This is a genomic window from Pseudomonas sp. SWRI22, assembly GCF_014268395.2.
Lineage (GTDB): Bacteria > Pseudomonadota > Gammaproteobacteria > Pseudomonadales > Pseudomonadaceae > Aquipseudomonas > Aquipseudomonas paracarnis.
In genome coordinates, this window is the sequence record NZ_JABWQK020000001.1 from 679,563 (window position 1) to 704,944 (window position 25,382).

23 protein-coding genes are annotated in these 25,382 nt (G+C 60.7%); 5 read left to right on the plus strand and 18 right to left on the minus strand.

The window, feature by feature from the left end; translation table 11 throughout:
* Positions 1-165 precede the first annotated feature (165 nt).
* The 7 genes from HU730_RS02875 to HU730_RS02905 form a co-directional block, all read right to left on the minus strand.
* Positions 166-1,473 (minus strand): hypothetical protein, encoded by a 1,308-nt coding sequence (locus HU730_RS02875; RefSeq protein WP_034127716.1) that lies wholly within the window; start codon positions 1,471-1,473, stop codon positions 166-168.
* 49 nt (positions 1,474-1,522) lie between these two features.
* Positions 1,523-2,266 carry a hypothetical protein gene (locus tag HU730_RS02880; protein ID WP_060764666.1) on the minus strand — a complete coding sequence of 248 codons (744 nt, stop codon included), beginning with the start codon at positions 2,264-2,266 and terminating at the stop codon, positions 1,523-1,525.
* Positions 2,267-2,303: 37 nt separating this feature from the next.
* Positions 2,304-2,984 carry a C39 family peptidase gene (locus HU730_RS02885; RefSeq protein WP_019817800.1) on the minus strand — a complete coding sequence of 227 codons (681 nt, stop codon included), beginning with the start codon at positions 2,982-2,984 and terminating at the stop codon, positions 2,304-2,306.
* A gap of 60 nt (positions 2,985-3,044) precedes the next feature.
* A complete protein-coding gene (locus tag HU730_RS02890) occupies positions 3,045-3,779 on the minus strand; it encodes a hypothetical protein (RefSeq protein WP_003190893.1) in 735 nt (244 codons plus the stop codon).
* Positions 3,780-3,847: 68 nt separating this feature from the next.
* Positions 3,848-4,399, minus strand: coding sequence for an adhesin (locus HU730_RS02895; protein WP_186526825.1), 552 nt, complete (start codon positions 4,397-4,399; stop codon positions 3,848-3,850).
* A complete protein-coding gene (locus tag HU730_RS02900) occupies positions 4,399-4,857 on the minus strand; it encodes a hypothetical protein (RefSeq protein ID WP_060764669.1) in 459 nt (152 codons plus the stop codon). Before HU730_RS02900 ends, HU730_RS02895 begins: the two co-directional genes overlap by 1 nt.
* A gap of 314 nt (positions 4,858-5,171) precedes the next feature.
* A complete protein-coding gene (locus HU730_RS02905; RefSeq protein ID WP_186526824.1) occupies positions 5,172-6,170 on the minus strand; it encodes a FecR family protein in 999 nt (332 codons plus the stop codon).
* A gap of 148 nt (positions 6,171-6,318) precedes the next feature.
* Here HU730_RS02905 and HU730_RS02910 point away from each other — a divergent pair, with 148 nt between their 5' ends.
* Positions 6,319-6,588 carry a PepSY domain-containing protein gene (locus HU730_RS02910; RefSeq protein ID WP_014718736.1) on the plus strand — a complete coding sequence of 90 codons (270 nt, stop codon included), beginning with the start codon at positions 6,319-6,321 and terminating at the stop codon, positions 6,586-6,588.
* A 19-nt stretch (positions 6,589-6,607) separates the two neighbouring features.
* Here HU730_RS02910 and HU730_RS02915 read toward each other — a convergent pair whose 3' ends face one another.
* Entirely contained in the window at positions 6,608-11,749 is a 5,142-nt protein-coding gene (locus tag HU730_RS02915) for a DUF6543 domain-containing protein (RefSeq protein ID WP_186526823.1), read from the minus strand.
* Positions 11,750-11,919: 170 nt separating this feature from the next.
* Between HU730_RS02915 and HU730_RS02920 the strand changes: the two genes are divergently transcribed.
* On the plus strand, positions 11,920-12,954 hold the full coding sequence (locus HU730_RS02920; RefSeq protein ID WP_186526822.1) for an Ldh family oxidoreductase: 1,035 nt from the start codon (positions 11,920-11,922) through the stop codon (positions 12,952-12,954).
* A gap of 31 nt (positions 12,955-12,985) precedes the next feature.
* Here the strand turns inward: HU730_RS02920 and HU730_RS02925 are convergent, their stop codons facing one another.
* Positions 12,986-13,306, minus strand: coding sequence for a DUF883 family protein (locus tag HU730_RS02925; RefSeq protein ID WP_019817806.1), 321 nt, complete (start codon positions 13,304-13,306; stop codon positions 12,986-12,988).
* Positions 13,307-13,470: 164 nt separating this feature from the next.
* Between HU730_RS02925 and HU730_RS02930 the strand changes: the two genes are divergently transcribed.
* On the plus strand, positions 13,471-13,725 hold the full coding sequence (locus HU730_RS02930; RefSeq protein WP_003190904.1) for a hypothetical protein: 255 nt from the start codon (positions 13,471-13,473) through the stop codon (positions 13,723-13,725).
* Here the strand turns inward: HU730_RS02930 and HU730_RS02935 are convergent.
* Positions 13,697-14,617 (minus strand): LysR family transcriptional regulator, encoded by a 921-nt coding sequence (locus HU730_RS02935; RefSeq protein WP_060764663.1) that lies wholly within the window; start codon positions 14,615-14,617, stop codon positions 13,697-13,699. The genes HU730_RS02930 and HU730_RS02935 overlap by 29 nt on opposite strands.
* Positions 14,618-14,708: 91 nt before the next feature.
* Between HU730_RS02935 and HU730_RS02940 the strand changes: the two genes are divergently transcribed.
* A complete protein-coding gene (locus HU730_RS02940; protein WP_060764662.1) occupies positions 14,709-15,635 on the plus strand; it encodes a carbon-nitrogen hydrolase family protein in 927 nt (308 codons plus the stop codon).
* Positions 15,636-15,752: 117 nt separating this feature from the next.
* Here the strand turns inward: HU730_RS02940 and HU730_RS02945 are convergent, their stop codons facing one another.
* Together HU730_RS02945 and HU730_RS02950 are read right to left on the minus strand one after the other, a co-directional pair.
* Positions 15,753-16,214 carry an LEA type 2 family protein gene (locus HU730_RS02945; protein ID WP_003190908.1) on the minus strand — a complete coding sequence of 154 codons (462 nt, stop codon included), beginning with the start codon at positions 16,212-16,214 and terminating at the stop codon, positions 15,753-15,755.
* Positions 16,215-16,226: 12 nt separating this feature from the next.
* Positions 16,227-17,657 carry a nucleobase:cation symporter-2 family protein gene (locus tag HU730_RS02950; protein WP_186526821.1) on the minus strand — a complete coding sequence of 477 codons (1,431 nt, stop codon included), beginning with the start codon at positions 17,655-17,657 and terminating at the stop codon, positions 16,227-16,229.
* Positions 17,658-17,890: 233 nt separating this feature from the next.
* Here HU730_RS02950 and HU730_RS02955 point away from each other — a divergent pair, with 233 nt between their 5' ends.
* Entirely contained in the window at positions 17,891-19,516 is a 1,626-nt protein-coding gene (locus HU730_RS02955; RefSeq protein ID WP_186526820.1) for a methyl-accepting chemotaxis protein, read from the plus strand.
* A 304-nt stretch (positions 19,517-19,820) separates the two neighbouring features.
* On the opposite strand, the gene HU730_RS02960 is transcribed toward HU730_RS02955, so the two are convergent.
* The 6 genes from HU730_RS02960 to HU730_RS02985 all read right to left on the minus strand — a co-directional run bounded on the left by HU730_RS02960 (position 19,821) and on the right by HU730_RS02985 (position 25,266).
* Positions 19,821-20,075: a hypothetical protein gene (locus HU730_RS02960; protein ID WP_254914003.1), complete on the minus strand. Its 255-nt coding sequence runs from the start codon at positions 20,073-20,075 to the stop codon at positions 19,821-19,823.
* Positions 20,063-21,040 carry a D-glycerate dehydrogenase gene (locus HU730_RS02965; protein ID WP_186526819.1) on the minus strand — a complete coding sequence of 326 codons (978 nt, stop codon included), beginning with the start codon at positions 21,038-21,040 and terminating at the stop codon, positions 20,063-20,065. Before HU730_RS02965 ends, HU730_RS02960 begins: the two co-directional genes overlap by 13 nt.
* Positions 21,037-22,329: an MFS transporter gene (locus HU730_RS02970; protein WP_054897474.1), complete on the minus strand. Its 1,293-nt coding sequence runs from the start codon at positions 22,327-22,329 to the stop codon at positions 21,037-21,039. Before HU730_RS02970 ends, HU730_RS02965 begins: the two co-directional genes overlap by 4 nt.
* A gap of 45 nt (positions 22,330-22,374) precedes the next feature.
* The gene (locus HU730_RS02975; RefSeq protein ID WP_034127683.1) at positions 22,375-23,316 is read right to left on the minus strand and encodes a sugar kinase; all 942 of its coding nucleotides are present in this window, start codon (positions 23,314-23,316) and stop codon (positions 22,375-22,377) included.
* Positions 23,309-24,091 (minus strand): TIM barrel protein, encoded by a 783-nt coding sequence (locus HU730_RS02980; protein WP_089042595.1) that lies wholly within the window; start codon positions 24,089-24,091, stop codon positions 23,309-23,311. Before HU730_RS02980 ends, HU730_RS02975 begins: the two co-directional genes overlap by 8 nt.
* A gap of 95 nt (positions 24,092-24,186) precedes the next feature.
* Positions 24,187-25,266, minus strand: coding sequence for a LacI family DNA-binding transcriptional regulator (locus HU730_RS02985; RefSeq protein WP_276307443.1), 1,080 nt, complete (start codon positions 25,264-25,266; stop codon positions 24,187-24,189).
* Positions 25,267-25,382: the final 116 nt, after the last annotated feature.

Consider the following 25,382-nt stretch of genomic DNA (forward strand, 5'->3'; position numbering starts at 1 on the left):
GGCGCTGATTCTGTGGGCAATACAGGGCCAATGTGGGAGCTGGCTTGCCTGCGAAAGCGGTAGTGCATTCACAGACACAGCAACTGACACACCGCCTTCGGGCAATGATCGTTCCCACGCTCCGCGTGGGAATGCATCACCGGACGCCCCGCGTCCCTCTTATTGCTAGAAGTAATACGGGAATTTCAGGCTGAACGTAAAGTCCGGTGCATCATCGGTCATGCCAATCGCCAGGTTCGGCACGATGGTCAGGTTATCCGAGGCGGCAATCGTCATACCCACGTTGAAGTAGCCCGCGTTGGCATCGCTGGACACCACTGATTGCCAGTCGCCGCCATCCGGCTTGAGCTTGCTCTTGCGCTGCACCAGGTCGGAAACCGAGAACGACATGCTCATCTTCTCGTTCAGGGCAAAGGCGACGCCGACCCCGAATTGGAAGCTGTCGCCCAGGCGCACCTTGCCTCCCACCTTCTGATTGACTTGACTGCTGATGTCATCGAACGAGTCTTCAAAGTTGTGGGTGTACGACAACGAACCGAACAGCACGGCCGGGTCGAAGGTCTTGACCAGGGAAATGCCCGGTGTGACCGACCAGACCCCGTTGCCCGTGGGCAGGCTTTCGGGCACGTAGAGGTTGTCGTTGTTCGGTTGCTGGACCAGTTTGATGCCAAAAGGCTCCTTGCCCGTCGGTGCCTTGACGCGCACGGATACCACCGCGTCCGGCAAGGTCGAGGTTTCGTCGAGGAACTTGTACGCCACGCCAAAGTTGACATCGCCGATGGTCGGGTCACGAGTCACGGAACCTTCGGAGGTGGCGGTGGCGTCGTTGCCGGCGCCGCCCGACTGGTAGGTGGACTCGCGGTACACCACCGGCACGTTCAGGTCGAACTGCCAGCGGTTGTCGACGTTGTAGCGCCCGGTAAGGTCCAGGGTCCAGCTGTCGGATTTGATCCGGTCCAGGTTGATGTTGCCGAGGAAAATCGAGTCCAGCGCCAGGAAACCATTGAGCGTCAACTGGCGCGCGTCATAACGGGCATAGGTGATGCCGGTTTCCACGCTGAACTTGCCATTGCCGAAAAATCCGCTGGCTTCGTTGTACAGGTTGCTCACACTTTGCGCAGGGGCCGAGTCGTCCTTGAGGGACTGGCCGTAGGAGCTGCCACCCCCGCCAGCGCCACCGGATGCCGCGGCTGCGCCCGTACCGCTAGCCGCGACAGTGTTAGCGCCGTTCTTGAAGTCAGCCGGTGATTTGGCCAGGCGCCTGGGGGCGGGCGTTGCCGGTTGGTCCTCGACCTGACGCACACGTTGTTCCAGCACAGCCAAGGCTTTTTGCTGCACGTCGTAGCGTTGCTTGAGTTCCAGGAGTTCCTTCTTCAGGGTTTCGATGTCAGCGTCTGGCGCGGCATACAGCACGGATGCGGGCAAGAGCGTACTCAAACAAACCACCGCACGTAGCGATAACGATCGATGCATGAAATAAGCCGTCCTTTTCTAATGCGTAAGTGTCGAGGGTCAGCGTAGTTCAATAACCGAGCGTGCGTAGGCCTTTGAGTTGATCCAGATTGCAGTTCAACGCGGCGTTATTCAGCCCGTTATTGTTCATCACGACATTGATCTGGGTGATGTTTCTGACAAGGTTGCTATCGCCGGTCAATACCGTGCCCTGCAGCACATTCCCCGCGCCGATCTGTTGCAGGCTGTTGCCCTGGTTGTGATTGGCCTGGATGGCCATCTGCACGCCGCCACTGTTGGCCGATACGCTGACACGGCCCGCGGCGCTGTCCCCGGTCACTGTGCCGCCCGCCACCAGCACCTGGCCGGACTGCAGGTTATTGGCGGGGGTAACCCCATTTTCGACGTTGATGCCCACATTGTTGTAGGCGGCGTTGCCATCGCCGGCGGCGCGTACACTTTGGGTCACGCCCTGGCCGCTGCCGAGGCCGGCACCACCGACCACATTTCCGGTGCCCGTGTTGGGGCGCGTGCCGGTACCGGTCGAGCCGGTGGTTTGCACGTAGAACTGTGGGGTAATGGTGGTCTTGTCGATGTGCATGTTGGCCGTGCCGGTGATGTTGTCACCGACGGCATTGGTCCAGGTGCTGCTCATGACAATGCCAAAGCTGATGATGCGCCCCGGCATCACGTAACGGCCACGCAGCTCGGCCATTTCGGCGTCCTTGAGTTCGATGGGCTTGAACCCCGAGGACGCATAAGCAGGCATTGAGGCGGCCAGACACAAGACCGTCAGCCAACGGGAAGTGTTCATCTGCTGCTCCTGGGGCGTCCTGCCCCTTATTGCGCTTCTAGAAGAAGTCGCTCTGGATAAAACCGAAATCCATCAGCTCGGCATCGCCCACAGGCCGGAACTCATTCATCTGGCTCTTGGCGGTCAGCGGCAGGGGCGGGTCGAGCAAGACGTTGGCCTTGTCGTAACCCTCGCCCAGTACGGCGAAGACAATGCCATTCCAGCCTTTGACGAAATCGTCATGGGAATAGCGCTTGTGGCCCAATACGGGGTCACCGATGTACACCCAGTCCTTGTCGGCCCGTTGCAACACCACGAAGTGCTTGTAGCCGCGGATTTCCAGCAGCACCACCACGGGGATTTTCACGGTCAACAGGGTCTCGGGCGCGATCTTGTAGCCCCGGGCACGCATGCCGATGCTTTCGAGGTAGCGCTTCATATCCAGCATGGAAAAGCCCTGGGTTCGTACCAGGTCCTGGTCGGCAGTGACCAGCATGCCTTTGATGATGTGTGCTTCGTCGACGTCCAGCCAATAGGCCTGGCGCAGGATGGTGGCAAGTGCCGCGGCACCGCAGCTGAAATCGGTTTTCTGTTCCACCAGGTTGGCGAACCGGCGCTCGCGAATGCTCTCCACCTTCTTGAAAATCACCGCACCGCCGGGCATGGCGGAAATCGCCATGGTGCCTGCCCAGGTCGTGCCGGTGAGTAACATCAGGAGGGTGAGGGTCGCGATACGCATGATCGAATGACCTGTTGGACACTGGAATAAAAAGGGCCTTGTCGCCAAGGCCCCGTTGGATCAGAAGCGCACGCCGCTGGCGCAGACGCTGCAACCTTGGCCGATCGACAGGCTGTTGCTGCCTTGGTTGCCCGCACCGGATTGCAGGTTGACACCTACGTTGCCGGAGTTGCGGTTAACCGAGTTGTCGAGGCTTGCGTTGTTGGACACGTACTGAGGCTTGCCATAACCATGGCTGCTGGCGGCCGTGTTCAGGTAGCTGTTGTTGAGCGAGTTCTGCTCGGTGTTGGAGGCCGCTGCGATGTTCTTGCCGTCAGCGGTGGTGATGGCCAGGTTGTTTTTACCCTGGTTGCCCTGGCCGGCCTGGCCGTTGTAACCCACGTTGCCGGAGTTGCCGGTGATGGAGCCGTCCAGGGAGGCGTTGTTTTGCGTGCCTTTGTTGACGAAGTTGTTATGCGAGCTGCCTTGGTCGACATCAATCACGGCAAACACGGTGGCGAAGTCGCCTTTGGCACTGGAAATGGCGCCGGCGTTGTCAGCCTGGTTGCCGGAACCTGATTGTGCGTTGACCCCGACATTACCGCTGTTGCTATTTACCGAGTTGTCGGCTGATGCGTTGTTCTCGGTGTTGGTGTCGTCGAATTTGTTGTGTTCGCTTTTTTGCACATCGGTGACGACAGCGGCCACGGTACCGGTGGGTTGTGGGGTTGGATGCCAGCCACCCGCTTGAGCAGCAGCAGCCATGAGTGCGGCGAGAGCGAAAACCATTGGTTTCAGAGCCATTTGAGGTTTCATGGTGTTTCTCCTTGCTTCTAATTAGTTGGTTAAGTGTTGGTACGGTCTAACGAACGTCTACCAAGCGATTACTTGATAGTGATGCCCAGGGTGTTAGCCACTCGGTTCCCCACCCCGGCACTCTGGTTCACCTGTGTCACTCCTCGGCTGCCGGTGAAGGCCTGGTCGCTGGTCACGACCTGGCGGCTGCCAGTGGTGGGGGTGAGCCCTGAGTCGGTTGCCAGCGTCGTCGTGTTCTGTTGCAACAGGACGCTGTCATCGATGCTCTGCGGGCCAGAGTTGAGGCTGATCCGCACAGCGTTGATGGATTGGTTATTGGCCCCGGCAGACTGGTTGATGCCCAGCACACCGTTGCCACTGCTGAATGAGTTGCCCTGGATCGCGGCCTTGGCGTTCAGGGACGGGTCGACCTTGCCGTCGACGCGCTGGATGTCGAGGTTGGTGGCCTGGCCACCGAGCGCGATGGCGCGGCTGTTGGACATTTGCTGCCCCGTGCCGGCGGCCTGGTTGATCGACAGCACACCGTCGTACTGCTGGCCGCTGTGGTTGATCACCGCGCTGTTGTCGGCCATTGCCGAGGCGCTGCCCAGCAGGGCGAATATCAACAGGGCGCGCTTCATCACTTGCCCCCCATCATGCTGCCGAGGTTGTTGAGCGGCGCCATGCCACGCTGGACCGAGTCGCTGATCTGCCCGCCCATGCCGCCGCCGCTGCCCGCACCGTGGCCGGCCGCTGCGCCAGCGCCAAGTGTCGACATGCTGTTTTGGGTGGCGCCCAGGCCCGACAAGCTGCCATTGGGCTGAAGGGAGCGGGCGAGGCTGGAACCACTGCTGATGCCGCCGATGTCCCTGTCACTGAGTTCGCCGGTCAGGGCGCTGTTGATCTCTTTGCTGGGGTTGGCGTTGGCGGTATTGGGGTAGGGGTCGGGCAGGGAGGTGCGCCCGTACATGTGGCCCTGCACCGTACGCCCGGTCACGATCACACCGTCACCCGCCTGGCTCGTCAGGCTGACACCTGCACTGAGCACGCAACCGATCAGCAGTACGTTTATCGACGAGGTGTGTGTGAGTGTGTTCACGGCGGCAGTCCTTATTCTTAACGCTGACCCTAAACAGCGTTGTCAGGGAAAGAGCAGAAGGCGTGCCGCTTTTTATTAGATGTTGATATTCAAGGGGTTGGGATTAAGTCGGGGCAAAGTGATGGCAACTCTGTTTCAGGGTTGAAACAGTCCTGAGCGCTTGAGATATGCCTGTGCTCGCCTCACGCCGTCTCAGCCATGTAACACTGTCTGTGACAGAACCATGAATCCGCACACGGCGGGCGATGCAGGTGAGGGAGGTGTTTCAAAAATGGACACCCGCGGCCCAAACGTACCGCTTCGTGCGAGCGGGCTCAGCCCTTGGGGGTTTTACGCGGAATGGAATTGAGCACAGGGTTGCCGTCCTGGTTTTGGGTCAGGTAGACCGGCAACACCTTGGGCAGGGAGGGCACGAGGTTGTTGACCTCGTTGATGTTATAGATACCGCCGACGCGAATCGCACCGGTACTGGCGTCTGCGAGCATCACCGGCTTTTTCAGGTAGCGGTTGATCAGGGGCAAGGCGTCCGTGAGGGTCAGGTTGTCGAGCACCAGCTTGCCCTGGCGCCATGCCAGCGCGGTGTCATCGGGGTTGATAGCGGCGACCTGTGGGGTGGCGTCACCCTGGCGGAAACTGGCTTGCATGCCTGGGCTAAGCGGCACACTGGCATGCTCGCCGTCGCTGGAGATCTGCACCGAGCCCTCCAGTAACATCACCCGCACCTGATCTTCATATTCCCAGACATTGAACTGCGTGCCGGTCACTCGCACCTGGCCTTCGCCGGCCCGCACGATAAACGGGTGGTTGTTGTCGTGCGTGACGTTGAAGAACGCTTCGCCCTTTTTCAGGGTGACACGGCGCTGGTCCTTGTAATGGCTGTAGACCAATTCGGTACCCAAGTTCAACTCCACTTGGCTGCCATCGCCCAGGGTGACTTTTTTCAAGCCATTGGCTGCTTCGAACCGTTCATATGAGCTGGGCAACCAGCCCGCTTCCCAGCCGGTGAGGGCGGCAAGCGGCAATGCCGCCAGGCACACCGCTGCGGCCACCGCGTAGGTGCGCAAGCGGCGGGCCGGCTTCTTGATTGGGACCACCACCGCCTCAGGCTTGTCGCGGGGCAGGTGGTCGGCCACGTCCCAGATTTCGAGCATGGCTGCATATTCGAAGGCGTGCAGCGGATGGCCATCGTGCCACTGGGTAAAAGCCTGACGTTCGTCCGCCGTGCAATCTGCAGCATGCAGGCGCATGCACCAATGCGCGGCGGCGTCGGTGATGGCGTCATATTCGGTTTCTGAAAGGGGCTTTTCGCTCATTAACTCATCCTGATTTCCCACATTCTAACCTCCCAAGGTAGACGGCGAGAACCGCATCATGGCGATTGCACATCAATTGGAACTTATTCTTGTTTGTGTGCGCCTAAAAAATCAGGAATTAACCTGTCGTCCACTATGGAGTACGAAAATGTTGAAGAAAACCTTGATCGCCCTGTGTGCTACTTCCGCGCTGTTGAGCGCTGGCGCCGCCATGGCCGACAAGCCGGGTGCAGGCTGGATCACCATTGAGAAAGCCATCGAGGTGGCGAAAACCAAGGCCGGCTACATTGAGGTCTACGCCGCTGAAGCGGATGACAATGGCTATTGGGAAGTCAAAGGTCGCAAGTCCGATGGCATCGTGTATGAGGCGCGCATCGACGGCGCTTCCGGTAACGTGCTGCGTGACCAGAAAGACTGATGCACTCGCCGGGGGCCGTTCAGGCCCCCGGCTCCAACTGGCGGCCAAGATGGGTGATCAGGTACGTCACCGAGTCGGCGTTGGCCAGGATGGTGTCAATACGCTTATCAGGGACTGACATGAAAATGATCCTCGCGTCCTGCAGGGTCTTGGCGCCAGTAGCCTTGAAAATTTTCTTTTCAATTGCAGAACCAGGCTTAAAGTCTTCCCACAATTCGGTGAGGCTGTCTTGAGTCTTGAACAACATCGTTGCAGGCGTCATCGTCGATAACGCGGTGCTGCGCAAATCTTCCAGGGTGGTTTTAAGCACTTCGGCGCCGGGCCTTGCGACATTGATCAAGTCTGGGAAGGGTCGCATGCTGTCCAGGTAGGCAATGTCCACGGTGTCGAGCTTCAAGTGCGATAATTCGTGAATCAGCGTGCTGGCCCTGGCGTGCGTCGATATGTTGAACGCTACATTCTCCAGCAGACGGTTCTGGTAGACGTCCAGATTGGGGTCGAAGAATCGGCTCAGCAGATACAGCTTGCGTTCTCTATCGGCGGGAATCATGAATGCATAATCCGACGCCGGATCCTGTCGGCTGGTGCCCGCGACAAAGCGCATGGAGTTCGGACCGGTCAAGCTGGGGTCGGTGAGTTCATCGATGATCTCGTCGATTATTTTTGTGACTCTCAAGACCTGGTCCGGGGTCAGTGTGACGACACCAAACATTTCCCCTAAAAATCGCCCAACCCGGCTGTCGGGGTCGCGTTGTACAGCAAATTGCGCAACGTTGCGGCGGCAGTTCAGCGCGTAATAAGTCGCAAAGTTCAACGCTTCAGTGATGGCTTGGGCTTTCCAATAGGTCAACGCGCCAATATCGCGGATACCGACCGCTTCAATGTTGATATCCCGTACTTCATTGCGCCACGTCTTGAGGTACGACTGAGCCCTGCCGAAGCGCGGCTCCTGGCCGCCCAGCTCCAGTACCCATATGCCCTGCGCATTACGGCCGATGTACGGCCCCACCTGCTCGTCGTTGGCGAGGCGCCAGTGTTGTGCGGCTTTCTTGACGCTATACACCTTGCCGGCCAGCGGAACATAGTATTTCGAGTTTTCCTGGTCTTCATACACCTGGCTGAGCGTGCTCTTTTTCAGGTTTTGCAACGCCACATCCTGTGCCTCGAACGGCTGCAGCCGGGTGCGCGAAGGGCAGGTGATATGCCAAGTGGCGAGGGTGGTGGCTGCGGGCAGTGACTCATCTGTCAGCTCGGCCAGCGAGCGCTCCTTTTCAGTGGGTGGGGCAATGGCGGTGCCGTCCAGCGCACTGCGCAGGGCGGCCATTTGCGCCACGCCCCTGACGAAATCCTTGAATGCAGCCTTCCACTGGTGTAGCTGCAAGGCTTCGGCCGAGCGCTTGAACAAGGTGTAGCTGCGCCATACCACCAGCGGGTAGGCGAGTTTGCCGGCCATGAACTGCACTGCCGTCGGGATGTCCTTGCCGAACAGACGCGTTGCGTGATCCCACAGGGTCTTGGCGCCTTCTTCGAATTGGCTGCCCAGCACCTTGAGCAACATCAATGTGTTTTCACTGAACAGGTAATGCAGCACATTGCCCGTCACTGCCGAAGCGGCCAGGCGGATATCGGGCGGGCTATGCTGGTTGTTTTTCAGCAAGTGGCGGTAAGTGGCCTGGTGCGGATCTTCCAGGTGCATAAGCATCCAGTCCTGCAGGGCGCCTGGCCCTTGTATCTCATCCAGCAAGGCCGTTTCATCCGCGTATTCCTTGAACACATGCTGTTCGCTGTAGGGCGCGTAGAGCACCCATGGACCCTCGCCGGGAAGCTGCGGGCCGATCAGGTACACGCCCAACACCTTGGCGGTACTGGCGCCTTCGGTGGCGATCAGCTCCAGCGGTCGAATCGTCGCCGTGGACCCGCTGAGTGAAGCTCGGGCCACGGCGTCCGGCATATCGAAAATCTGCTGGACCAGGCTCAAGGCTCGCGTGGAAAGCCGCTCCTGCAACCTTTGCTCGTGGGCGTGTTGCAGCGCTTGCCACGGCAACTGACGGCAAAACAGACGTCTGCGTTGGCGTGCATCATCGGTTTGCGCCTCAAGGTGGCTTCGCACCTGTTGCTGATAAGCGCTTTTGAGATCCAGCTGGCGCACCATTTGTATCACGGCACTTGCGTCCAGGGCTTGCGGTAATGGCTTTGCCGTGCGTGAACGCGGGCGGATGTGTTGAACGGTCAGATCTGGCCAGTGCCGCAACGCAAAGTCGGTCAGGTTGTCGACATTCACATCGAGCACTGCACCGGTGGGGATCAGGATGTGATCGGGGTTGAGCGCCTGGCCGGGAAAGCGCGCCTCAAGCAGCGCCATCAGCGTGGTGAAGGCATAAGCACGCAGGGGTTGGATGTCATGCAGGTAGTCGTGTTCATCGTCGGCGTTGTTGCAGTATTGCTCCAGAAGCTCGGCCTGGTGGATTTGGTCCTGGGCCGGCGCCATCCCCAGCCACAGTGGCAGTGCCTGCTGGTTGACCATGGCATCGGCCAGTGTGATTGCCCTGCCAAGGTTAGTGGGCGGAGGCTGTTCGATGACGGCGTCCAACCGGTCCTGCAAGGCACGGGCGCGCAGGCCCATGGATTGCAGGTGATCCACGCCTTCCATGACCGCGTCGTTGTAGCTGTCTACTCGGTCATTCAACAGGTCCCGATCAATACGTTGCAGCGGGCCCTGGCTAAATGCCTGATGGGGCTCGCGCAAGCAGAACGGCAGATTCTCCAGCAGGCTCAAGCTGTTGAGTGGGTGCGCCAGGCGCTGGGTGATTTCATCGCGCAGGGCGTTGATCGAGGCAAAGACTTCGTAGCCCAGGCGCGGGGTCCAGAGCAGCGCCTGGCCCGAGCGCTGCGGGTCGATACCGCCGCGCTCAGTGATCACGAACGTATTGGCCAGCGGTTGTGGCGTATCGACGGCGTTCAAGTCCAACGTCAAGCCATAGGCATCCGGCAAAAATCCGTTAAGGCCATGGCGTGTCAAGCGCGACAGACTGTCGGGCTGAAATAGCGTGTCGAGAATGGCCTGGCTTGTGGGCGCCAGGGTTTTATCCAGCGACCTCAGCTCGGCTTCGCTGCGTAACCCTACCAGCATCGAGTGGGCGTGTTTGGCGTGAGTCTTGACGAGAAACTCATGGGGTTGCTGGCGCATGGCGTGCTTGGAAAACAGCAGCAGGACGCGCTCGATGACGGTGTTGAACGTCTTGAGCGTCATGCTTGGCAATTGCATGAAGACATTGCCTTCGCCCCGTGTATAGAACTTCGTCCTGGACGAGAAGGGCACCGCAGGCGCCTCTTGGGCCAGGCGTTCAATGAAGTGCTCAAGCATGCTCAATGACTGCACTGCCGGACGCTCTTCACGCTCCTGGGCACGCGTGGCGTAGGTATTGATATACACCTCCTCGGCTTTGACTGGCTGTTGCTGCAGTTGCAGTTCAGCGTTGAGCGTGTCAGCGACGATGCTACGTAAGGTCGGGTGATGCGCGCGCTCCATCGCCAGCGCACGCTCAATCGCCCGCAGGTTCTGAAGCTGCAGCCGGGCGCGCTCGGCCTTGACGGTCGAAGGGCGGCCATTACCGCGGGTGACCGGATGCAAGGTCCAGCGCCCGTTGGTCTCCAGTGTGGCCAGTTGATTGTCCAGCAAGGCACGTACGTCCAGGGCACTGTCGAGCAAGGCTGCGAGGTCCACTTGGCCATCGCTGCGCCGGTAGATTTCCAGGGCGTGGTTAAGGTTCTCCGTTTGCTTGCGCGCAATGTCTTGTACCAAGGTCACGAACACATTGCCGGGTATCGGCCTTGCCGCGACGGCGATCGGGTCCAGGCCGAGCAGTGTGTCGCGCTCATCCAATGAGAGGAAGTTGAGCCATTCGTCCTCGTAGCCTTCGGCCTTGAGCATGCTCAATAACAGGTCTTTGAGGTGGTCGAGGTTTTCCAGCACCTGTAACCCGCGCGATTGGGTGTAGAGGTACGCGTGGTGCTCGGTGATCATCAAGGTGCTCGCCGGTTCAACGTAATGTTGATGGGGGGCATAAAGGCGCACCTTTTCCACGCTGAGGTTTTCGGCATGGGCGCTGCGGGCGCTTTGGTCGCTGAGGAGCAGGGCCTGAAATGCGTGGCTTTCCTCGGCGGTAATTATCTCGGCCTGGCGCTTGAGCAACACATCGAGGCGAAACTTCTGCGCCACGACCTGGGCAAAAAAATCCACGCGCGAGGTGCCGCTGTCGATATCTTCATTCCAGTAGGTCTGCAGCAGGCTTTCCAACAGCTTCGAGAAAGTACTGGAGCTTTGTTCGATCAAGGCTTCCCAACGCTGGTGATCTTCTTCCCGTTCGGAGGCGGTGAAGCCAGTGGTGTCATGTTTTGGGTTCGAGTATTCGCGTGTCTGCCCTTTGGGCCACCTATGGCGCACATAAAATTGCAGCAGCGCTTCGCTCAAGGTCAGCGAGTTGACCCAACGTGGCGTTGCTTGCTCAGCTTCGCGGGTGAAGACATTGACCCGTGTGTCCCGTTGATCCAGGTGTTTGAAATGGGGGCGGGCCATGACGCTCAGCAGCGTGTCGAGCATGTCAGGCAAGGTCGGGGTTTTTTGCAGGTGGTCGAGCATGGCCTCGACGTTATCCAGCTGGCAGGCCTGGAGCATGCGTGCTTGCTCCGGCATGACTTCACCCTCGATGAGCTGAGTGGTCAACACCATGGGCGTGTCAGCGCCCAGCGCATTGCGTTGGTCCATCGACAGGTAGCTCAGCAAAGGGGCGCTCTGCAGTGGGTCTTCCAATTGCTCGATCAACTCGCTCAGCAGGGCGGCGTGGCTGTCATAGACCTGTATGCCGTTATCCGGGGTGTAGAGCAACGCCTTGGCGGCGTCGGGTGTCGGGCTGATCGCGAACGCGCCGGCAAGGGGGATGGGGGGCTTGCCGGAAATGTTGATCAGGACCTTTTCAACGCGCATGGGGTGATCGTGCCGGCTTGTGTCCTGCCGAGACTCGTCGGTAGCCAGGTAAAGGTTGTACAGCCAATCAAGGTCTTTGGCGGTGAGCCCTAGCGTGCGTTCACGAGCGGTGGGCGAGGCTTTGCCTTGGGGTTTGAGAAACTCAGGGAAGAAATACGGGGGGGTTAAGCGAACCACAGCCTGTCTCCGGCGTGCCAGGAAAAGCACAGGGTAGGCAGGCGCCCGTGGTGCAAGGCGGTAAATATTCAGCGCTGCGCACGTTGACAACGCAGAGCGTGCGTGGTGTTTAATCGAGGGTCTGGATGTCCCATTCGTTGCCCCTTCCAATCATAAAAACGGAGCTTCAAATGTCTGCGCAGTCGACAGTTGCCACTGCTTGTGCCTCGATTCGCTTCGCTGAACTGGTGGAGTTACTTCAACAGGTCTTCGTCCGGCACGGCACATCGCCGCAGGTTGCTGCGATTCTTGCGCACAACTGCGCAAGTGTCGAGCGTGACGGTGCCCACAGTCACGGTATTTTTCGCATCCCCGGTTACCTTTCGACGCTGGCCAGTGGATGGGTCAACGGCACCGCCGTCCCCAGCGTGACCGATGTGGCCTCAGGCTTTGTGCGCGTCGACGCGGGCAATGGTTTTGCCCAGCCGGCCCTGGCAGCGGCGCGCCCGTTGCTGGTGGAGAAGGCACGCAGCGCCGGCATCGCGTTGCTGGCGATCCATAACTCCCATCACTTTGCAGCCCTGTGGCCGGACGTCGAGCCGTTTGCCGAGGAGGGGCTGGTGGCACTCAGCGTGGTCAACAGCATGACCTGTGTGGTGCCCCACGGCGCGGATCGCCCGTTGTTCGGCACCAACCCCATCGCGTTTGCGGCACCACGGGCCGACGGTGCGCCGATTGTGTTTGACCTGGCCACCAGTGCCATCGCCCATGGCGACGTGCAAATCTCCGCACGCAAAGGCGAGCGGTTGCCACCGGGCATGGGCGTCGATAGCCTCGGTCAGCCGACCCAGGACCCTAAAGCCATTCTGGAAGGCGGCGCACTGTTGCCATTTGGCGGGCACAAGGGGTCGGCACTGTCGATGATGGTCGAGTTGCTGGCGGCAGCGTTGACGGGCGGCAACTTCTCTTTTGAATTCGATTGGACGGACCACCCCGGCGCGCGTACGCCGTGGACAGGCCAGCTCCTGATCTTGATCGACCCGAGTAAAACCGCAGGGCAAAGCTTCGCCCAACGCAGCCAGGAGCTGGTGCGGCAGATGCATGCGGCGGGGCTGCGTCGATTGCCGGGGGACCGACGCCATCGCACGCGGGCGAAGTCGCAGGAAACCGGGATCGAACTGGATGCGCAGGCGTTGCGCGAGTTGAGGGCCTTGGCGGCGGGATGAAACAGGCTGCGCGATGCGCAGCCTGAATGGATCAGTTACGGCGACCCAGCAACAGGCCGACCACCAGGCCAAAGCCAGCGGAAATGGCCACGGTCTGCCATGGGTGCCCACCGATGTAAGTCTCGGTGGCATCCACAACCGGCTTGCTGCGTTCACGCACGTTGGACACCGATTCCAGGGCTTGCTTGAGTTTGATGGCAACCTGCTCGCGCAGGGTTTCACCTTCCTCGCCCACCAGGGATGCGCTGCTTTTGAGCAGTTTGTCCGACTCTTCGATCAATGCGCTCAGTTCGCTGAACGCTTGGTCCTTGATTTGATCTTCGACAGCTTGGGCGGCGGTTTTGCGGGCCATTGAGTGACTCCTTGCAGGTGGATGTGGCAGTGAACAATGGAGTATCGGGCGGTGGCAAAAGTTGCAGTTTTTTTGCCGGCGCGCTCATCCGAGGCAAAATCCGGATCGGGAACTTTGGGCCTACAGTGTAAGATGTCACCTATTTGTGCAGCAGGTAATTCAACATGAGCTTCAATCTCGCCAACAAGACCCTCGCCGAACGCGCCGAGCTGGAAGATGAAAAGTCGCGCCTCTACGACCTGTGGCAAACCAACCTGGGCAAGGCCAAGGGCGAAGCCGCGCGCTTGTTCGGTGAGCGCGCCAAACGCAAGGGCAAGTGGGCCGAATGGGTACGTGCCGAACTCGATGGCATGTCTCCGCCGGAGTTTTCCAACATGGTGCGCAGTGAAGTCAACAAGCTGATGGCGGCGGCAAAGTAAAGCACGCCACAATCGCTTCGCGCACCTTGAGCAACAGCGGGTCCAACTGAGCCTGGGTGCGCCAGCCCAACTCCACCGGGTAATGCGGTAGCGCCAGCGGGCAGGGCAGCACGCGCAGGCCGGTCATTTGCGCAATGGCGTGGGCCGCATGCCCGGGAATGGTTGCTACTGCGGTGCTGCCTTTGAGCAGATACGGCAGCGCGGCAAAGTGGCTGGTGGACGCGCACACGTGGCGGCGCAGCCCGTGCGCCGCCAAGCCTTCATCGGTAATGCCGATAAACCCGCCTGACGACACCAATACATGTTCCCGTGTGACAAACCCCTGCAGGTCGATAGTCTCCTCGCCCGGCGCCAGGCTATGGGGGTCTACCAGGCAACGATAGTCACCTTCCCCCAGCACCTGTCGGCTCAGCCTGCGCTCGGTAAAACCGCCGGCGGTAATGGCCAGGTCCAGCGTGCGGTCGAGCAGGGCGGCGGCGACGATCTGGCTGTAGGTCTGGCGAAAGATCACCCGTAGCTTGGGCAGGCGCAGTGCGATGGCCTCCATCAGGCTTCGGGCATAGGCAATCTCGAAGTCATCCGACAGCCCCAGCACCACCGAGCGGCCCTCGTAGTGCAGGTTTTGCGGGCTGATCATCGCCAGGCTCTGGCGGCAGCGATCCAATGCCTCACTGATCACCGGTTTCAACTGGTTGGCACGCAATGTGGGCGCCAGGCCGCGTCCGGTGCGCACGAACAAAGGGTCACCATACAGCTCGCGCAAACGCCGCAAGCCCGCGCTGATCGCCGACTGCGTCACGCCCAAACGCAGCGCCGCACGGCTGGCACTGGACTCGTCGTGCAGGGCTTCGAAGGTTTTGAGCAGGTTCAGGTCAACCTGGGCGATATTCATTTGGCTCATATCATTTAGCACTGAGGTGGGCTTTATTCATGATCGAGTCTGGCTGGAGAATGGGCAACCCCTATCTATCGGAGTGAGCCTGATGCCCGTATCGACTGTCGCAGCCCTGCAAATCGGCGCCTTGCCTGGCGGCAAGGCTGAAACCCTGGCGCAGATCTTGGCCTATGAGGATCAAATCCAGCGCAGTGGCGCGCACTTGGTGGTCATGCCCGAGGCGTTGCTGGGCGGCTATCCCAAGGGCGAAAGCTTTGGCACGCAATTGGGCTATCGCCTGCCCGAGGGCCGGGAAGCCTTTGCACGGTATTTTGCCAATGCCATTGACGTGCCGGGGCCAGAAACCGAGGCGCTGGCCGGGATGTCGGCGCGTACCGGTGCCAGCCTGGTGCTGGGCGTGATCGAACGCAGTGGCAGCACGCTGTACTGCACGGTGTTGTATTTCGAACCCTCGGGCGGCCTGGTGGCCAAGCACCGCAAGCTGATGCCGACCGGCACCGAGCGGCTTATCTGGGGCAAGGGCGACGGCTCGACCCTGCCGGTGATCGACTCCGCGGTGGGGCGTATCGGCGGCGCGGTGTGCTGGGAAAACATGATGCCGTTGCTGCGCACCGCGATGTATGCCAAGGGCGTTCAGGTGTGGTGTGCACCCACCGTGGACGAGCGCGAAATGTGGCAGGTGAGCATGCGCCATATTGCCCATGAAGGGCGTTGCTTTGTGGTCAGCGCCTGCCAGGTGCAGGCATCGCCCGAAGCCTTGGGTGTGGAGGTTGCCAACTGGCCTGTGGACCGTCCGTTGATTGCCGGCGGCAGCGTGATCGTCGGGCCCATGGGCGATATTTTGGCGGGGCCGTTAGTGGGCGAGGCGGGGTTGTTGACGGCGCAGATCGATACTGATCAGTTGGTGCGGGCCCGCTACGACTACGACGTAGTGGGGCATTACGCCCGGCCGGATATTTTTGAATTAGTGGTGGACGAGCGCGCCAAGCCAGGCGTTCGCTGTATCACTGACTAAACGCAATCAACCTGTGGGAGCTGACTTGCCTGCGATAGCGGCGTGTCATTCAATTCATCAGTTACTGACGCACCGCCATCGCAGGCAAGCCAGCTCCCACATTTGGTTTTCAGCCACTTACCAGGTGGCGGTGTTCGGCAAGTCCAGGGTGCCACGCTCTACAAAGCGCATGGTGCCAAACAGTCCGCCCGCCAGTTTGCCGCGCAGCACGTAGGGCAGGTTGTTCAGGCTTTGGGTCTGGCTCAGGCCCAGGGTCTGGCGCAACACCGAAAACGCCGAAACGCTGACCGGCACCATCAATACGGTTTCAGAAAAGCGTGGGATGCTGCCAGCCTGATCGCTGACGCCAGAAGCGAGTGGCCGGCCATTGACCTCCAGGTCCAGGGCCACGCCGTTGTAGTCGATTGCCGCTTCATTGGGGTTTTGCACCCGCAGTTTCACGGCAAAACGCACTTCCAGGTCCTGGCTTTGCAGCGGCTCGATGCCCACCACATTGATGTTCACCGGGTCGCGGTTGGGAAACAGTGCACAGGCGCTCAAGGTCAGCAGCAACAGCGATAGAACCATGAGCTTGCGCATAAAGAAATGCTCCTACTTTTGGGTGACGTCCGGGTCCTGCATGACCTTAAGGGTAGAGGACTCCGGCTCGAATTCATCTTCTTCCAGCTCTATGAACTCTTCGGGCAGGAAAATGTTCAGCAGGATTGCACAGAATGCACCCACGGTGATCGGCGATTCGAAGATGTTGTGCAGCGCCTTGGGCAGCTCGCGCAGCACTTCGGGCACCGCGGCGACGCCCAGGCCCATGCCTAGGGAAATTGCCACGATCAGCACATTACGCCGATGCAGGCCCGCTTCGGCGAGGATCTTGATCCCGGCCACGGCCACGGTGCCGAACATGATCAGGGTCGCGCCGCCCAATACGGGCTTGGGCATCAGTTGCAGCACCGCGCCGATCATCGGGAACAACCCCAGCAGCACTAGCAGGCCAGCAATGAAGTACGCCACGTAGCGGCTGGCCACGCCGGTCAATTGGATCACGCCGTTGTTCTGGGCAAAGGTCACCATCGGCAGGCTGTTGAAGGTGGCGGCCATCGCGGAGTTCAAGCCGTCGGCCAGCAGGCCGGACTTGATGCGTTTGATATACAGCGGGCCCTTGACCGGTTGCTGGGAAATCATCGAGTTGGCGGTCAGGTCGCCGGCGGCTTCCAGGGGCGAAATCAGGAAGATCACCGCCACCGGGATAAACGCCACCCAGTCGAACGAGAAACCATACTTGAACGGCACCGGCACGCTGATCAGCGGCACCTGGGGCAGGGCGGCCATGTCGACGCGGCCCAGCAGCCACGCCACTACGAAGCCCAGGGTCAGGCCGATCACGATCGAACCCAGGCGCAGGAACGGGTTGTTGAAGCGGTTGAGTACCACGATGGTCAGCAGCACCAAGGCCGCCAGGCCCATGTTGCCTGCGGCGCCCAAGTCGCTGGCGCCATAGCCGCCAGCCATGTCGGTGACGGCCACCTTGATCAGTGACAAGCCCATCAAAGTGATGATGGTGCCGGTCACCACCGGGGTGATCAGTTTGCGCAGTTTGCCGATGAACTGGCTGAGCACCACTTCGATAAACGCCGCGAAAAAGCAGATGCCAAAGATCGTCGAGAGGATTTCATCGGTGCCGCCGCCCCGGGCCTTGACCATGAACCCAGCGCTCAAGATCACGCTGATAAAGGAAAAACTGGTGCCTTGCAGGCACAACAGCCCCGAACCCACCGGCCCGAAAGTGCGCGCCTGCACAAAGGTGCCAAGCCCCGAGACAAACAGCGCCATGCTCACCAGGTACGGCACTTCGCTTTCCAGCCCCAGTACGCCGCCGACGATCAGGGTGGGCGTGATGATGCCGACAAAACTCGCCAACACATGCTGCAACGCGGCAAAAATCGCGGCGGTGAAGTGCGGGCGGTCTTCGAGGCCGTACATGAGGTCGGATTCATAGCGCGGGCGGGGGGCTTGAGCGTCAGACAAAATGATGGCTCGGGTCAGAAAATGGAGGCGCAGGATGCCAGAAAGTGCCAGGCGCCTGAAGTGTAAAAAAATATTTATAAAAACCCTGCGCTAAAGCCGTGGCCCAGCCGATATCAAGCATAGGCCCACACTACAACGACAACAGTGGTGACCAAGGTCTGGGCAGCGCGTTGACGCTGACGGATCGTTTCGCGGCAAGGATGCTCGCAAACACTACTTCTGAGAGCAGCCCTATGTCCCTCCGTCACCTGAATATTGCCCCTCGCGCGTTTATCGGTTTTGCCTTCATTGCGGTTCTAGTGGTGCTGTTGGGCGTGTTTGCGGTCAACCGTATGACGCAGATGCGCCAATCCTCCCAGGACATGAGCGCGAACCAGCTGCCCAGCATGACTCACCTGGGTACCATCACCGAAAACGTGCTGCGCATGCGCATCCTGTCGTTTCGCGTGCTGGTCAACCGCGAGCCTGCCGCCCTGCAGGAAGCCGAGACGCGCATTGGCGTGCTGGCTGACAAGGTCAAGACTGCCCAGGCCAAATACGCCACGTTGCCTGCGGGCGCGGAGGAGGCTGCGCTGTACAAAGCCTTTGGCGTCACCCTGGAGAACTACCTCAAAGCTCAGGCCGAGATGTTGATATTGTCCAAACAAGGCAAGGTCGATGAGATGCGCGCTCTGATCAACAGCCGTATCAAGGACGGCACTGACCAGATGGGCGAGCAACTGAACAAGCTGATCGCCATCAATGCGGCCGACGCCAAGCAGGCCGACGAAGATGCCGGGCAAAGCTACGAGGGCGCGATCACCGGTGTGGTGGCGGTCTCCGTGGTGGCGGCATTGCTCACCGTGCTGCTGGCCTGGTTGCTGACCCGCAGCATCGTGACCCCGCTGCGCAAGGCCGTGGAAGTGGCCGAGACCATCGCCGCCGGCAACCTCAGCAAAACCATCGAGGACGATGGCAAGGACGAACCGGCACGGTTGCTCAGTGCGCTGTCGACCATGCAAGCCAGCCTGCGCCAGACCATCCAGCACATCGCCGGTTCGGCCACGCAACTGGCTTCGGCGGCGGAAGAGTTGAGCGCGGTCACCGAGGAGGCCTCCCGTGGCCTGCAACAGCAGAACAATGAAATCGACCAGGCCGCCACGGCCGTCAATGAGATGACGGCGGCAGTGGAGGAGGTGGCGCGTAACGCGGTTTCCACCTCCGAGGCGTCCGGGCAGTCCAACCAGGCGGCGCGGGAAGGCCGTGATCGGGTGATGGAAACCGTCGGTGCGATCCAGACCATGACTCAGGACGTGCAGAACACCTCCGCGATGATCGAGGGCCTGGCCGCTCAGGGCCGGGATATCGGCAAGGTGCTGGATGTGATCCGCGCGATTGCCGAGCAAACCAACCTGCTGGCGCTCAACGCAGCGATTGAAGCCGCCCGTGCCGGCGAGGCCGGAAGGGGCTTTGCGGTGGTCGCCGATGAAGTGCGCGCCCTGGCCCATCGCACCGCGCAGTCGACCCAGGAAATCGAGAAAATGGTCGCCGGCATCCAGAACGGTACCGGGGAGGCGGTGCAGTCCATGCAACAGAGCAACCAGCGCAGCCAGAGCACCCTGGAAATGGCACGTGCAGCCGGCGCCTCACTGGAGCAGATCACTGCGTCTATCAGCCTGATCAACGAACGCAACCTGGTGATTGCCAGCGCTTCGGAAGAACAGGCCCAGGTCTCCCGCGAGGTGGACCGCAACCTGGTCAACATCCGCGACCTGGCCACCCAGTCGGCGGCGGGCGCCAACCAGACCAGCGCGGCCAGCCATGAACTGTCGAGGCTGGCGGTGGATTTGAATGGGATGGTGGCCAGGTTCGTCGTCTAACTGCTGCCACAACACCCTGTGGGAGCTGGCTTGCCTGCGATAGCAATCTTACAGTCGGCACATCATGGGTTGGCTTACCGCTATCGCAGCATAGGGATCTACACAACTTGGGCCGGTGCTGGACCTGTGGCGAGGGCGCTTGCTCCCGTGACGGACTGACAGCCGACGCTGATCTAACTGACGCGCCGCAATCCAAATGTGGGAGCTGGCTTGCCTGCGATGGCGGCCTTACAGCCGACCAGGATGTTGGAACTGACCGCGTACATATCCGTTCCTGCGGTAACGGCCACCGATGGTTCCGCTCTTACAGCGGGTCACTTTTGGAAAGGCCCAAAAGTAACCAAAAGGCCTTCGCCCCACCACTCGGCACCTCGCCTGCGTTCGGCCAGCGTGGTTTGACGGGGCGCTTCAGATCAAAAGCCAGATCAAAAGCCAGATCAAGAGCGGCTCGCTTAGCATCGTGGTTACCGTCGATCGCTTCAGAGTTGTGTAGATACCTATGGCTATCGCAGGCAAGCCAGCTTCCACCTTTGCTCTTGTGTTGTGTCAGTGCCGCCATGCCCCTGGATTCACCAGGTTTACCGGCTTTTCGCCAGCCAATGCCGTCAGGAGATTCTCCACCGCACACTTGGCCATCGCCTCCCGCGTCTCATGGGTGGCCGAACCAATATGCGGCGTGGCTACCACATTGTTCAACCTCAGCAACGGCGATGCGTGATCCAGCGGCTCCTTCTCAAACACATCCAACCCCGCCGCGCGGATAGTGCGTTGCTGCAACGCCTGCACCAGCGCCGCCTCGTCCACCACCTTGCCTCGGGAGATATTGATAAAAATCGTCTCCGGCCCCATCAGCGCGAATTCCTCGGCGCCAATCAACTTCTCGGTCTCAGCGGTCAACGGCAGGGTCAGGCAGACAAAATCAGCCTCTTTGAGCAAGTCCTGCAAGCTGCGGTACTGCGCGCCAAAGCGTGCTTCAACCGCCGGCTTGGGTGAGTGGCTGTGGTAGATCACTGGCATGCCGAAGCCACAATGCCCGCGTTGGGCCAGGGCTTCGCCGATGCGGCCCATGCCGATAATGCCCAGGGTCTTGCCATGTACATCGCTGCCAAAATGCGCCGGGCCGATGTTTTTGTTCCATTGGCCGGCGCGCACCATGTCGGCCAGCTCGACCACGCGCCGGGCGGTGGCCAGGATCAGCGCAAAGCCAGTGTCGGCGGTGGTTTCGGTGAGCACGTCCGGGGTGTTGCTGAGCAGGATGCCGCGTTGGGTCAGGTAATCGATATCGTAGTTGTCGACGCCCACCGAGACGCTGGCCACTGCTTCCAGCTTGGGTGCCAGGTCGAGCAACTGGGCATCCAGGCGCAGGCTTGCACCCAGCAGGCCGTGGGCGGTGGGGAGGGCATCGCGCAGCTTGGCCAGGCCGGTTTCATCCAGAGCGTCAATCAGCGTGACGTCGACCTCCTCGTGCAGGCGAGCCATGAGCGGCGCGGACAGTTTTTTATACAGCACGACAGACTTTTTCATGAGGTTTTTACCTTCAATTCCAGGGTTGGCGTCGGCGAGCGGTCACTCGCGCCGGGCTTGAGGAAAATCGTCAGCACCACGGAAAGCAGCAGCGCTCCGCTCATCAGCAGGTACGAAGCGCCGGGCGAGCCGGTGCTGCTGTTGAGGTAGCCCACCAGGTACGAGCCACCGAACGATCCCAGGGCGCCCATGCTGTTGATCAGCGCCATGGCGCCACCGGCGACGTTGGCCGGGAGGATTTCCGGGACGATGGCGAAAAACGGGCCGTAGGGTGCATACATGCAGGCCCCGGCGATCACCAGCAGGGTGTAGGACCACCAGAAGTGTTCGGCGCCCAGCACGTAGGACGCGTAGAAGGCAATCGACGCAATCAATAGCGGCGGCCAGACAAAACGCTTACGTTTCTGCAGCTTGTCCGAACCCCAGGACACCACGAGCATGCCAATCACCGCCGCCAGATAGGGCAGGGCCGAGAGCCAGCCGGCTTCGACCATGTCCATCTGCAAACCGGCCTTGAGGATTGATGGCAACCACAGCACGAAGCCGTACACGCCAATGCTCCAGCAGAAAAACTGCAACGCGAGAATGATCACCTTGGGCGAACGGAACGCCTCTGCGTAGTTTTTCACGGCCTTGATCCCCACCTGCTCGGCGGCGAGGGCGGTTTCCAGGCTGTGCTTTTCGGCGTCGCTCAGCCACTTGGCATCCTTGGGGCGCTCATCGGCCAGCTTCCACCAGATAAACGCCCACAACACCGCCGGCAGGCCCTCGATGATGAACATCCAGCGCCAGCTGAAATGCTGCACCAGGTAGCCCGACACCACCGACATCCACAGCATGGTGACCGGGTTGCCGAGGATCAGGAAAGTGTTGGCCCGTGAGCGTTCGGCACGGGTGAACCAGTGGCACAGGTACACCAGCATGGCCGGCATCACGGCGGCCTCGACCACCCCGAGCATGAAGCGGATGACGATCAGCATGTAGGCGTTGGACACCACGCCAGTCAGTGTCGCCAAGCCGCCCCAGAGGATCAGGCTGACGAAGATCAGTTTCTTGACGCTGCGCTTTTGCGCGTAGATCGCCCCCGGCACCTGGAAGAAAAAGTAGCCAAGGAAAAACAGTGCACCGAGCAGCGAAGACATGCCTGGCGTGATCATCAGGTCTGCGGCCATGCCGGACGCGGCGGCGAAGCCGTAGTTGGCGCGGTCGAGGTAGGCCAAGCTGTAGGTGATAAACACGATAGGCATGATGTACCACCAGCGACGGGTGGCGAGTTTCACGGTTTCCATGGGGTTGCTCCTGAGCTTGTTGTAGTTGTGGCAACAGGTAATGGGTCACGCAACGGATCGGGTGGGTAATTCAGCGCGGGTCGGCAAACCTTCCATATCGCCACGGCTCTGCACGGCGCGGCTGCCGATCCAGTTACCGCGCTGTACGGCCTCGGGGAAGCTCAAGTTTTCCAGCAGGGCGCTGATCATGCCCACGGCAAAGCCATCGCCGGCGCCCACGGTATCCACGACCTTGGCCACCGGTACGGCGGCGACAAAACCCTGGTCCATATGGGTGCGGTAATAGGCGCCCTCGGCGCCGAGCTTGATCGCCACGGCTTCGGCGCCCTGGTCGAGATAGAACGCGGCGATGTCTTCCGGGTCGTCAAAACCGGTCAGCAGGCGACCTTCGCCCAGGCCCGGCAGGACCCAGTCGGCCAAAGCAGCCAGCGCATTGATTTCGCGGATCATCTGCGCCTGGCTGGCCCACAGGGACGGGCGCAGGTTCGGGTCGAACGACACACTGCGTCCGGCCTTGCGCATTTGGGTCATCAGCTCGAACGACAGTGCGCGAGTGGCATCGGACAGCGCTGGCGGAATGCCGGTGGCGTGCAGATGGCGGGCTTGCAGCAGCGTCGGATGGATGGCATCGATGGACAAGTGGCTGGCCGCCGAGCCTCTGCGAAAGTACTCAACTTGAGGATCTGCGCCGGCCTCTTCCCGGGATTTGAGTTGAAAGCCGGTGGGGTTCAGCGGGTCGACGGCCACATGGTGGCAATCGAGTCCTTCTTTAGTCAGGGTATCGACCACAAAACGCCCGAGGGAGTCGTTACCCACGCGGCTCAGCCAGGCCACGTTGAACCCCAGGCGCGACAGGCCGATGGCGACGTTGCTGTCGGCGCCGGCAATGCGTTTGTGAAACTGCCCGACCTGCGCCAGGTCGCCGGTCTGTTCGGCGACAAACATCGCCATGGTTTCGCCAAACGACAGGATATCGATCTCAGACATGGGCGTTCTCCACATGGGGTTGGCCAAGGCGGGCCAGGGTCGCGACCTGTTGCGCGGTGACTTCGATCAGGTCATCGCCCTGCAACGGAAATTCCACTGCCCGGGTAATACCTTGAGTCATGTGTTTAAGCAGTTGTTCCCACAGATGCAGGTCGGTGGCGCCCGGCGGCAAGGCGACGAGCTTGCCATCGGCGCGACGGGCCACGGCCTTGCAGTGCAGGTAATCCACATGCCGGCCCAGTAACCGCGCAGCAGTGAGCGCGGACTGGTCTTGCCACTGCCAGTTACCGATGTCGAAGGTCATTTTCACCGGCAGGCCCAGGCGTTCGACTTCGGTAAAAAACCGTTGCATCGGTTCAATGCGCCCACCGTGCAGGGTCTGGTCGTTTTCCACCAGCAGCTTGACTGGGTGGCGATTGAGCAGGGCGTGCAGGCTTTCCATGTCGTTTGTGTCGGTGAAGTAACCGAGGGACACCTTCAGCCAGCCCGAGCCAAAGGCCTGGGCGCGGTCCAGGGTAGCGGCCAGCTCGGCATTGGGCTGGGCACGGCCGGCGACCCAGAGTTCCAGGGGCGAGGAAAACACGCTGTCCAGGCCTTGCGCGGCAGCGGCCTGGGCCAGGGTGGCGGGGTGTTCGTCGGTCAGCAGCTCCTCACGCCATTCAATGCGCTGGGCACCGGCAGCGCAGAGCAGCGCGACAAAACTCAATTGGCCCTGCTGGCGAACCAGGTCGGCGCCGTAGCTGGAAAGGCTGATGGAGACGGGGTATTTATGCATTGTTGTTTACCTCTGAAACCGGTTTCATTTTTATCGACAAGAACACACTGACTGCTTGTGGCGAGGGAGCTTGCTCCCGTTTGACTGCGCAGCAGTCACCGGCTCTTGGCGGCGCTTCGCACCGCAGCGGGAGCAAGCTCGCTCGCCACAGTAAAGCCAGGGTCATAAGGGGGCGTCGAGCCGCGGATAATCAGCTCGGGTAAAAAATCCAGGGTGCGGGTGGGGGCGGTATCGCCGCGCAGGCGCTTGAGCAAACAGTCGAAGGCGCTGGCGCCAATCGCTTGCGTCGGTTGGGCGAGGGCGGTGATGCCGTTGCCCACCAGCGGGTACCAGTCCAGGTCATCCAGGGCGATCAAGCCCACCTCGCCGAACAGGTCGCAGCCCAGCGCCTTGAGCACCCGGGTGCAGGCCAGTGCGGCCACGCCGTTGGCGCAAAACAGTGCCTTGGGGCTGGGGTTGGCGAGAAAGGCTTGCAGACGCTTTTCCAGGTTGCCATCCAGTTCAACCACGGCGCCTGTCAACGCCGGGCGCTTGGCAATTTCGTGATTGAAACTCTCCAGGCGTTCCAAACGTGAACTGGTGCCGTCGGTGGTCTCGCTTACGAGCAGCACGTCGCGGTAACCCTGCTGCTCAAGGTGTTCCACCGCCATGTGCACCGCCGCCGGGTTATCCAGGCCCACCAGGTCGCTGTGCAGCGGCGCTACCTTGCGGTCCACCAGCACCAGAGGCATTTCCTGTTGCAGTTCCAGCAGTTGGTCGAGGTGATGGCCCAGGGTGTTCACGATCAAGCCTTCGATGTTGTACGAGCGCAGCGCCGCCAGGTGTTGGCGCTCTTGCTCGTCATCACGGTCGGTGTTGCACACCACCAGGCTGTAGCCGTGCTGACGGCAGGCGGTTTCGACGCCGTGCATCACGGCAATGGAATAGGGGTTGCGGATATCGGCCACCAGCATGCCGATCAGGCGGGTGCGGCCACGTTTCAAACCACGGGCCATCTGGTTGGGGCGGTAGCCAAGCTGTTCGATGGCTTGCTCGATGCGCAGCGCGATCGCGTCGGAGAGCAGGGCGCGGTCATCGCCGATAAAACGCGACACGCTGGCTTTGGACACGCCGGCGCGTTGGGCGACGTCGAGCATGGTGACACGGGTGCGCTGGGCGGCGGAAAAAGGAGTCACGGTCGCGGGCCTTTCTTATTTGAGGTGGGTCATGGCTGCTTTGAAACCGGTTTCAGGAAACACCAAGTCAACCAGTGCGTCAAGCGTTGCTGCTTGGGGCGCGCAAGGGCTGTCCG

Excerpts from the sequence above, each read along its gene's own strand:
- HU730_RS02875 (WP_034127716.1), bottom strand. The coding sequence starts at position 1,473 with ATGCATCGATCGTTATCGCTACGTGCGGTGGTTTGTTTGAGTACGCTC.
- HU730_RS02880 (WP_060764666.1), bottom strand. The coding sequence starts at position 2,266 with ATGAACACTTCCCGTTGGCTGACGGTCTTGTGTCTGGCCGCCTCAATG.
- HU730_RS02885 (WP_019817800.1), bottom strand. The coding sequence starts at position 2,984 with ATGCGTATCGCGACCCTCACCCTCCTGATGTTACTCACCGGCACGACC.
- HU730_RS02890 (WP_003190893.1), bottom strand. The coding sequence starts at position 3,779 with ATGAAACCTCAAATGGCTCTGAAACCAATGGTTTTCGCTCTCGCCGCA.
- HU730_RS02895 (WP_186526825.1), bottom strand. The coding sequence starts at position 4,399 with ATGAAGCGCGCCCTGTTGATATTCGCCCTGCTGGGCAGCGCCTCGGCA.
- HU730_RS02905 (WP_186526824.1), bottom strand. The coding sequence starts at position 6,170 with ATGAGCGAAAAGCCCCTTTCAGAAACCGAATATGACGCCATCACCGAC.
- HU730_RS02910 (WP_014718736.1), top strand. The coding sequence starts at position 6,319 with ATGTTGAAGAAAACCTTGATCGCCCTGTGTGCTACTTCCGCGCTGTTG.
- HU730_RS02920 (WP_186526822.1), top strand. The coding sequence starts at position 11,920 with ATGTCTGCGCAGTCGACAGTTGCCACTGCTTGTGCCTCGATTCGCTTC.
- HU730_RS02925 (WP_019817806.1), bottom strand. The coding sequence starts at position 13,306 with ATGGCCCGCAAAACCGCCGCCCAAGCTGTCGAAGATCAAATCAAGGAC.
- HU730_RS02930 (WP_003190904.1), top strand. The coding sequence starts at position 13,471 with ATGAGCTTCAATCTCGCCAACAAGACCCTCGCCGAACGCGCCGAGCTG.
- HU730_RS02935 (WP_060764663.1), bottom strand. The coding sequence starts at position 14,617 with ATGAATATCGCCCAGGTTGACCTGAACCTGCTCAAAACCTTCGAAGCC.
- HU730_RS02940 (WP_060764662.1), top strand. The coding sequence starts at position 14,709 with ATGCCCGTATCGACTGTCGCAGCCCTGCAAATCGGCGCCTTGCCTGGC.
- HU730_RS02945 (WP_003190908.1), bottom strand. The coding sequence starts at position 16,214 with ATGCGCAAGCTCATGGTTCTATCGCTGTTGCTGCTGACCTTGAGCGCC.
- HU730_RS02955 (WP_186526820.1), top strand. The coding sequence starts at position 17,891 with ATGTCCCTCCGTCACCTGAATATTGCCCCTCGCGCGTTTATCGGTTTT.
- HU730_RS02960 (WP_254914003.1), bottom strand. The coding sequence starts at position 20,075 with ATGGCGGCACTGACACAACACAAGAGCAAAGGTGGAAGCTGGCTTGCC.
- HU730_RS02965 (WP_186526819.1), bottom strand. The coding sequence starts at position 21,040 with ATGAAAAAGTCTGTCGTGCTGTATAAAAAACTGTCCGCGCCGCTCATG.
- HU730_RS02970 (WP_054897474.1), bottom strand. The coding sequence starts at position 22,329 with ATGGAAACCGTGAAACTCGCCACCCGTCGCTGGTGGTACATCATGCCT.
- HU730_RS02975 (WP_034127683.1), bottom strand. The coding sequence starts at position 23,316 with ATGTCTGAGATCGATATCCTGTCGTTTGGCGAAACCATGGCGATGTTT.
- HU730_RS02980 (WP_089042595.1), bottom strand. The coding sequence starts at position 24,091 with ATGCATAAATACCCCGTCTCCATCAGCCTTTCCAGCTACGGCGCCGAC.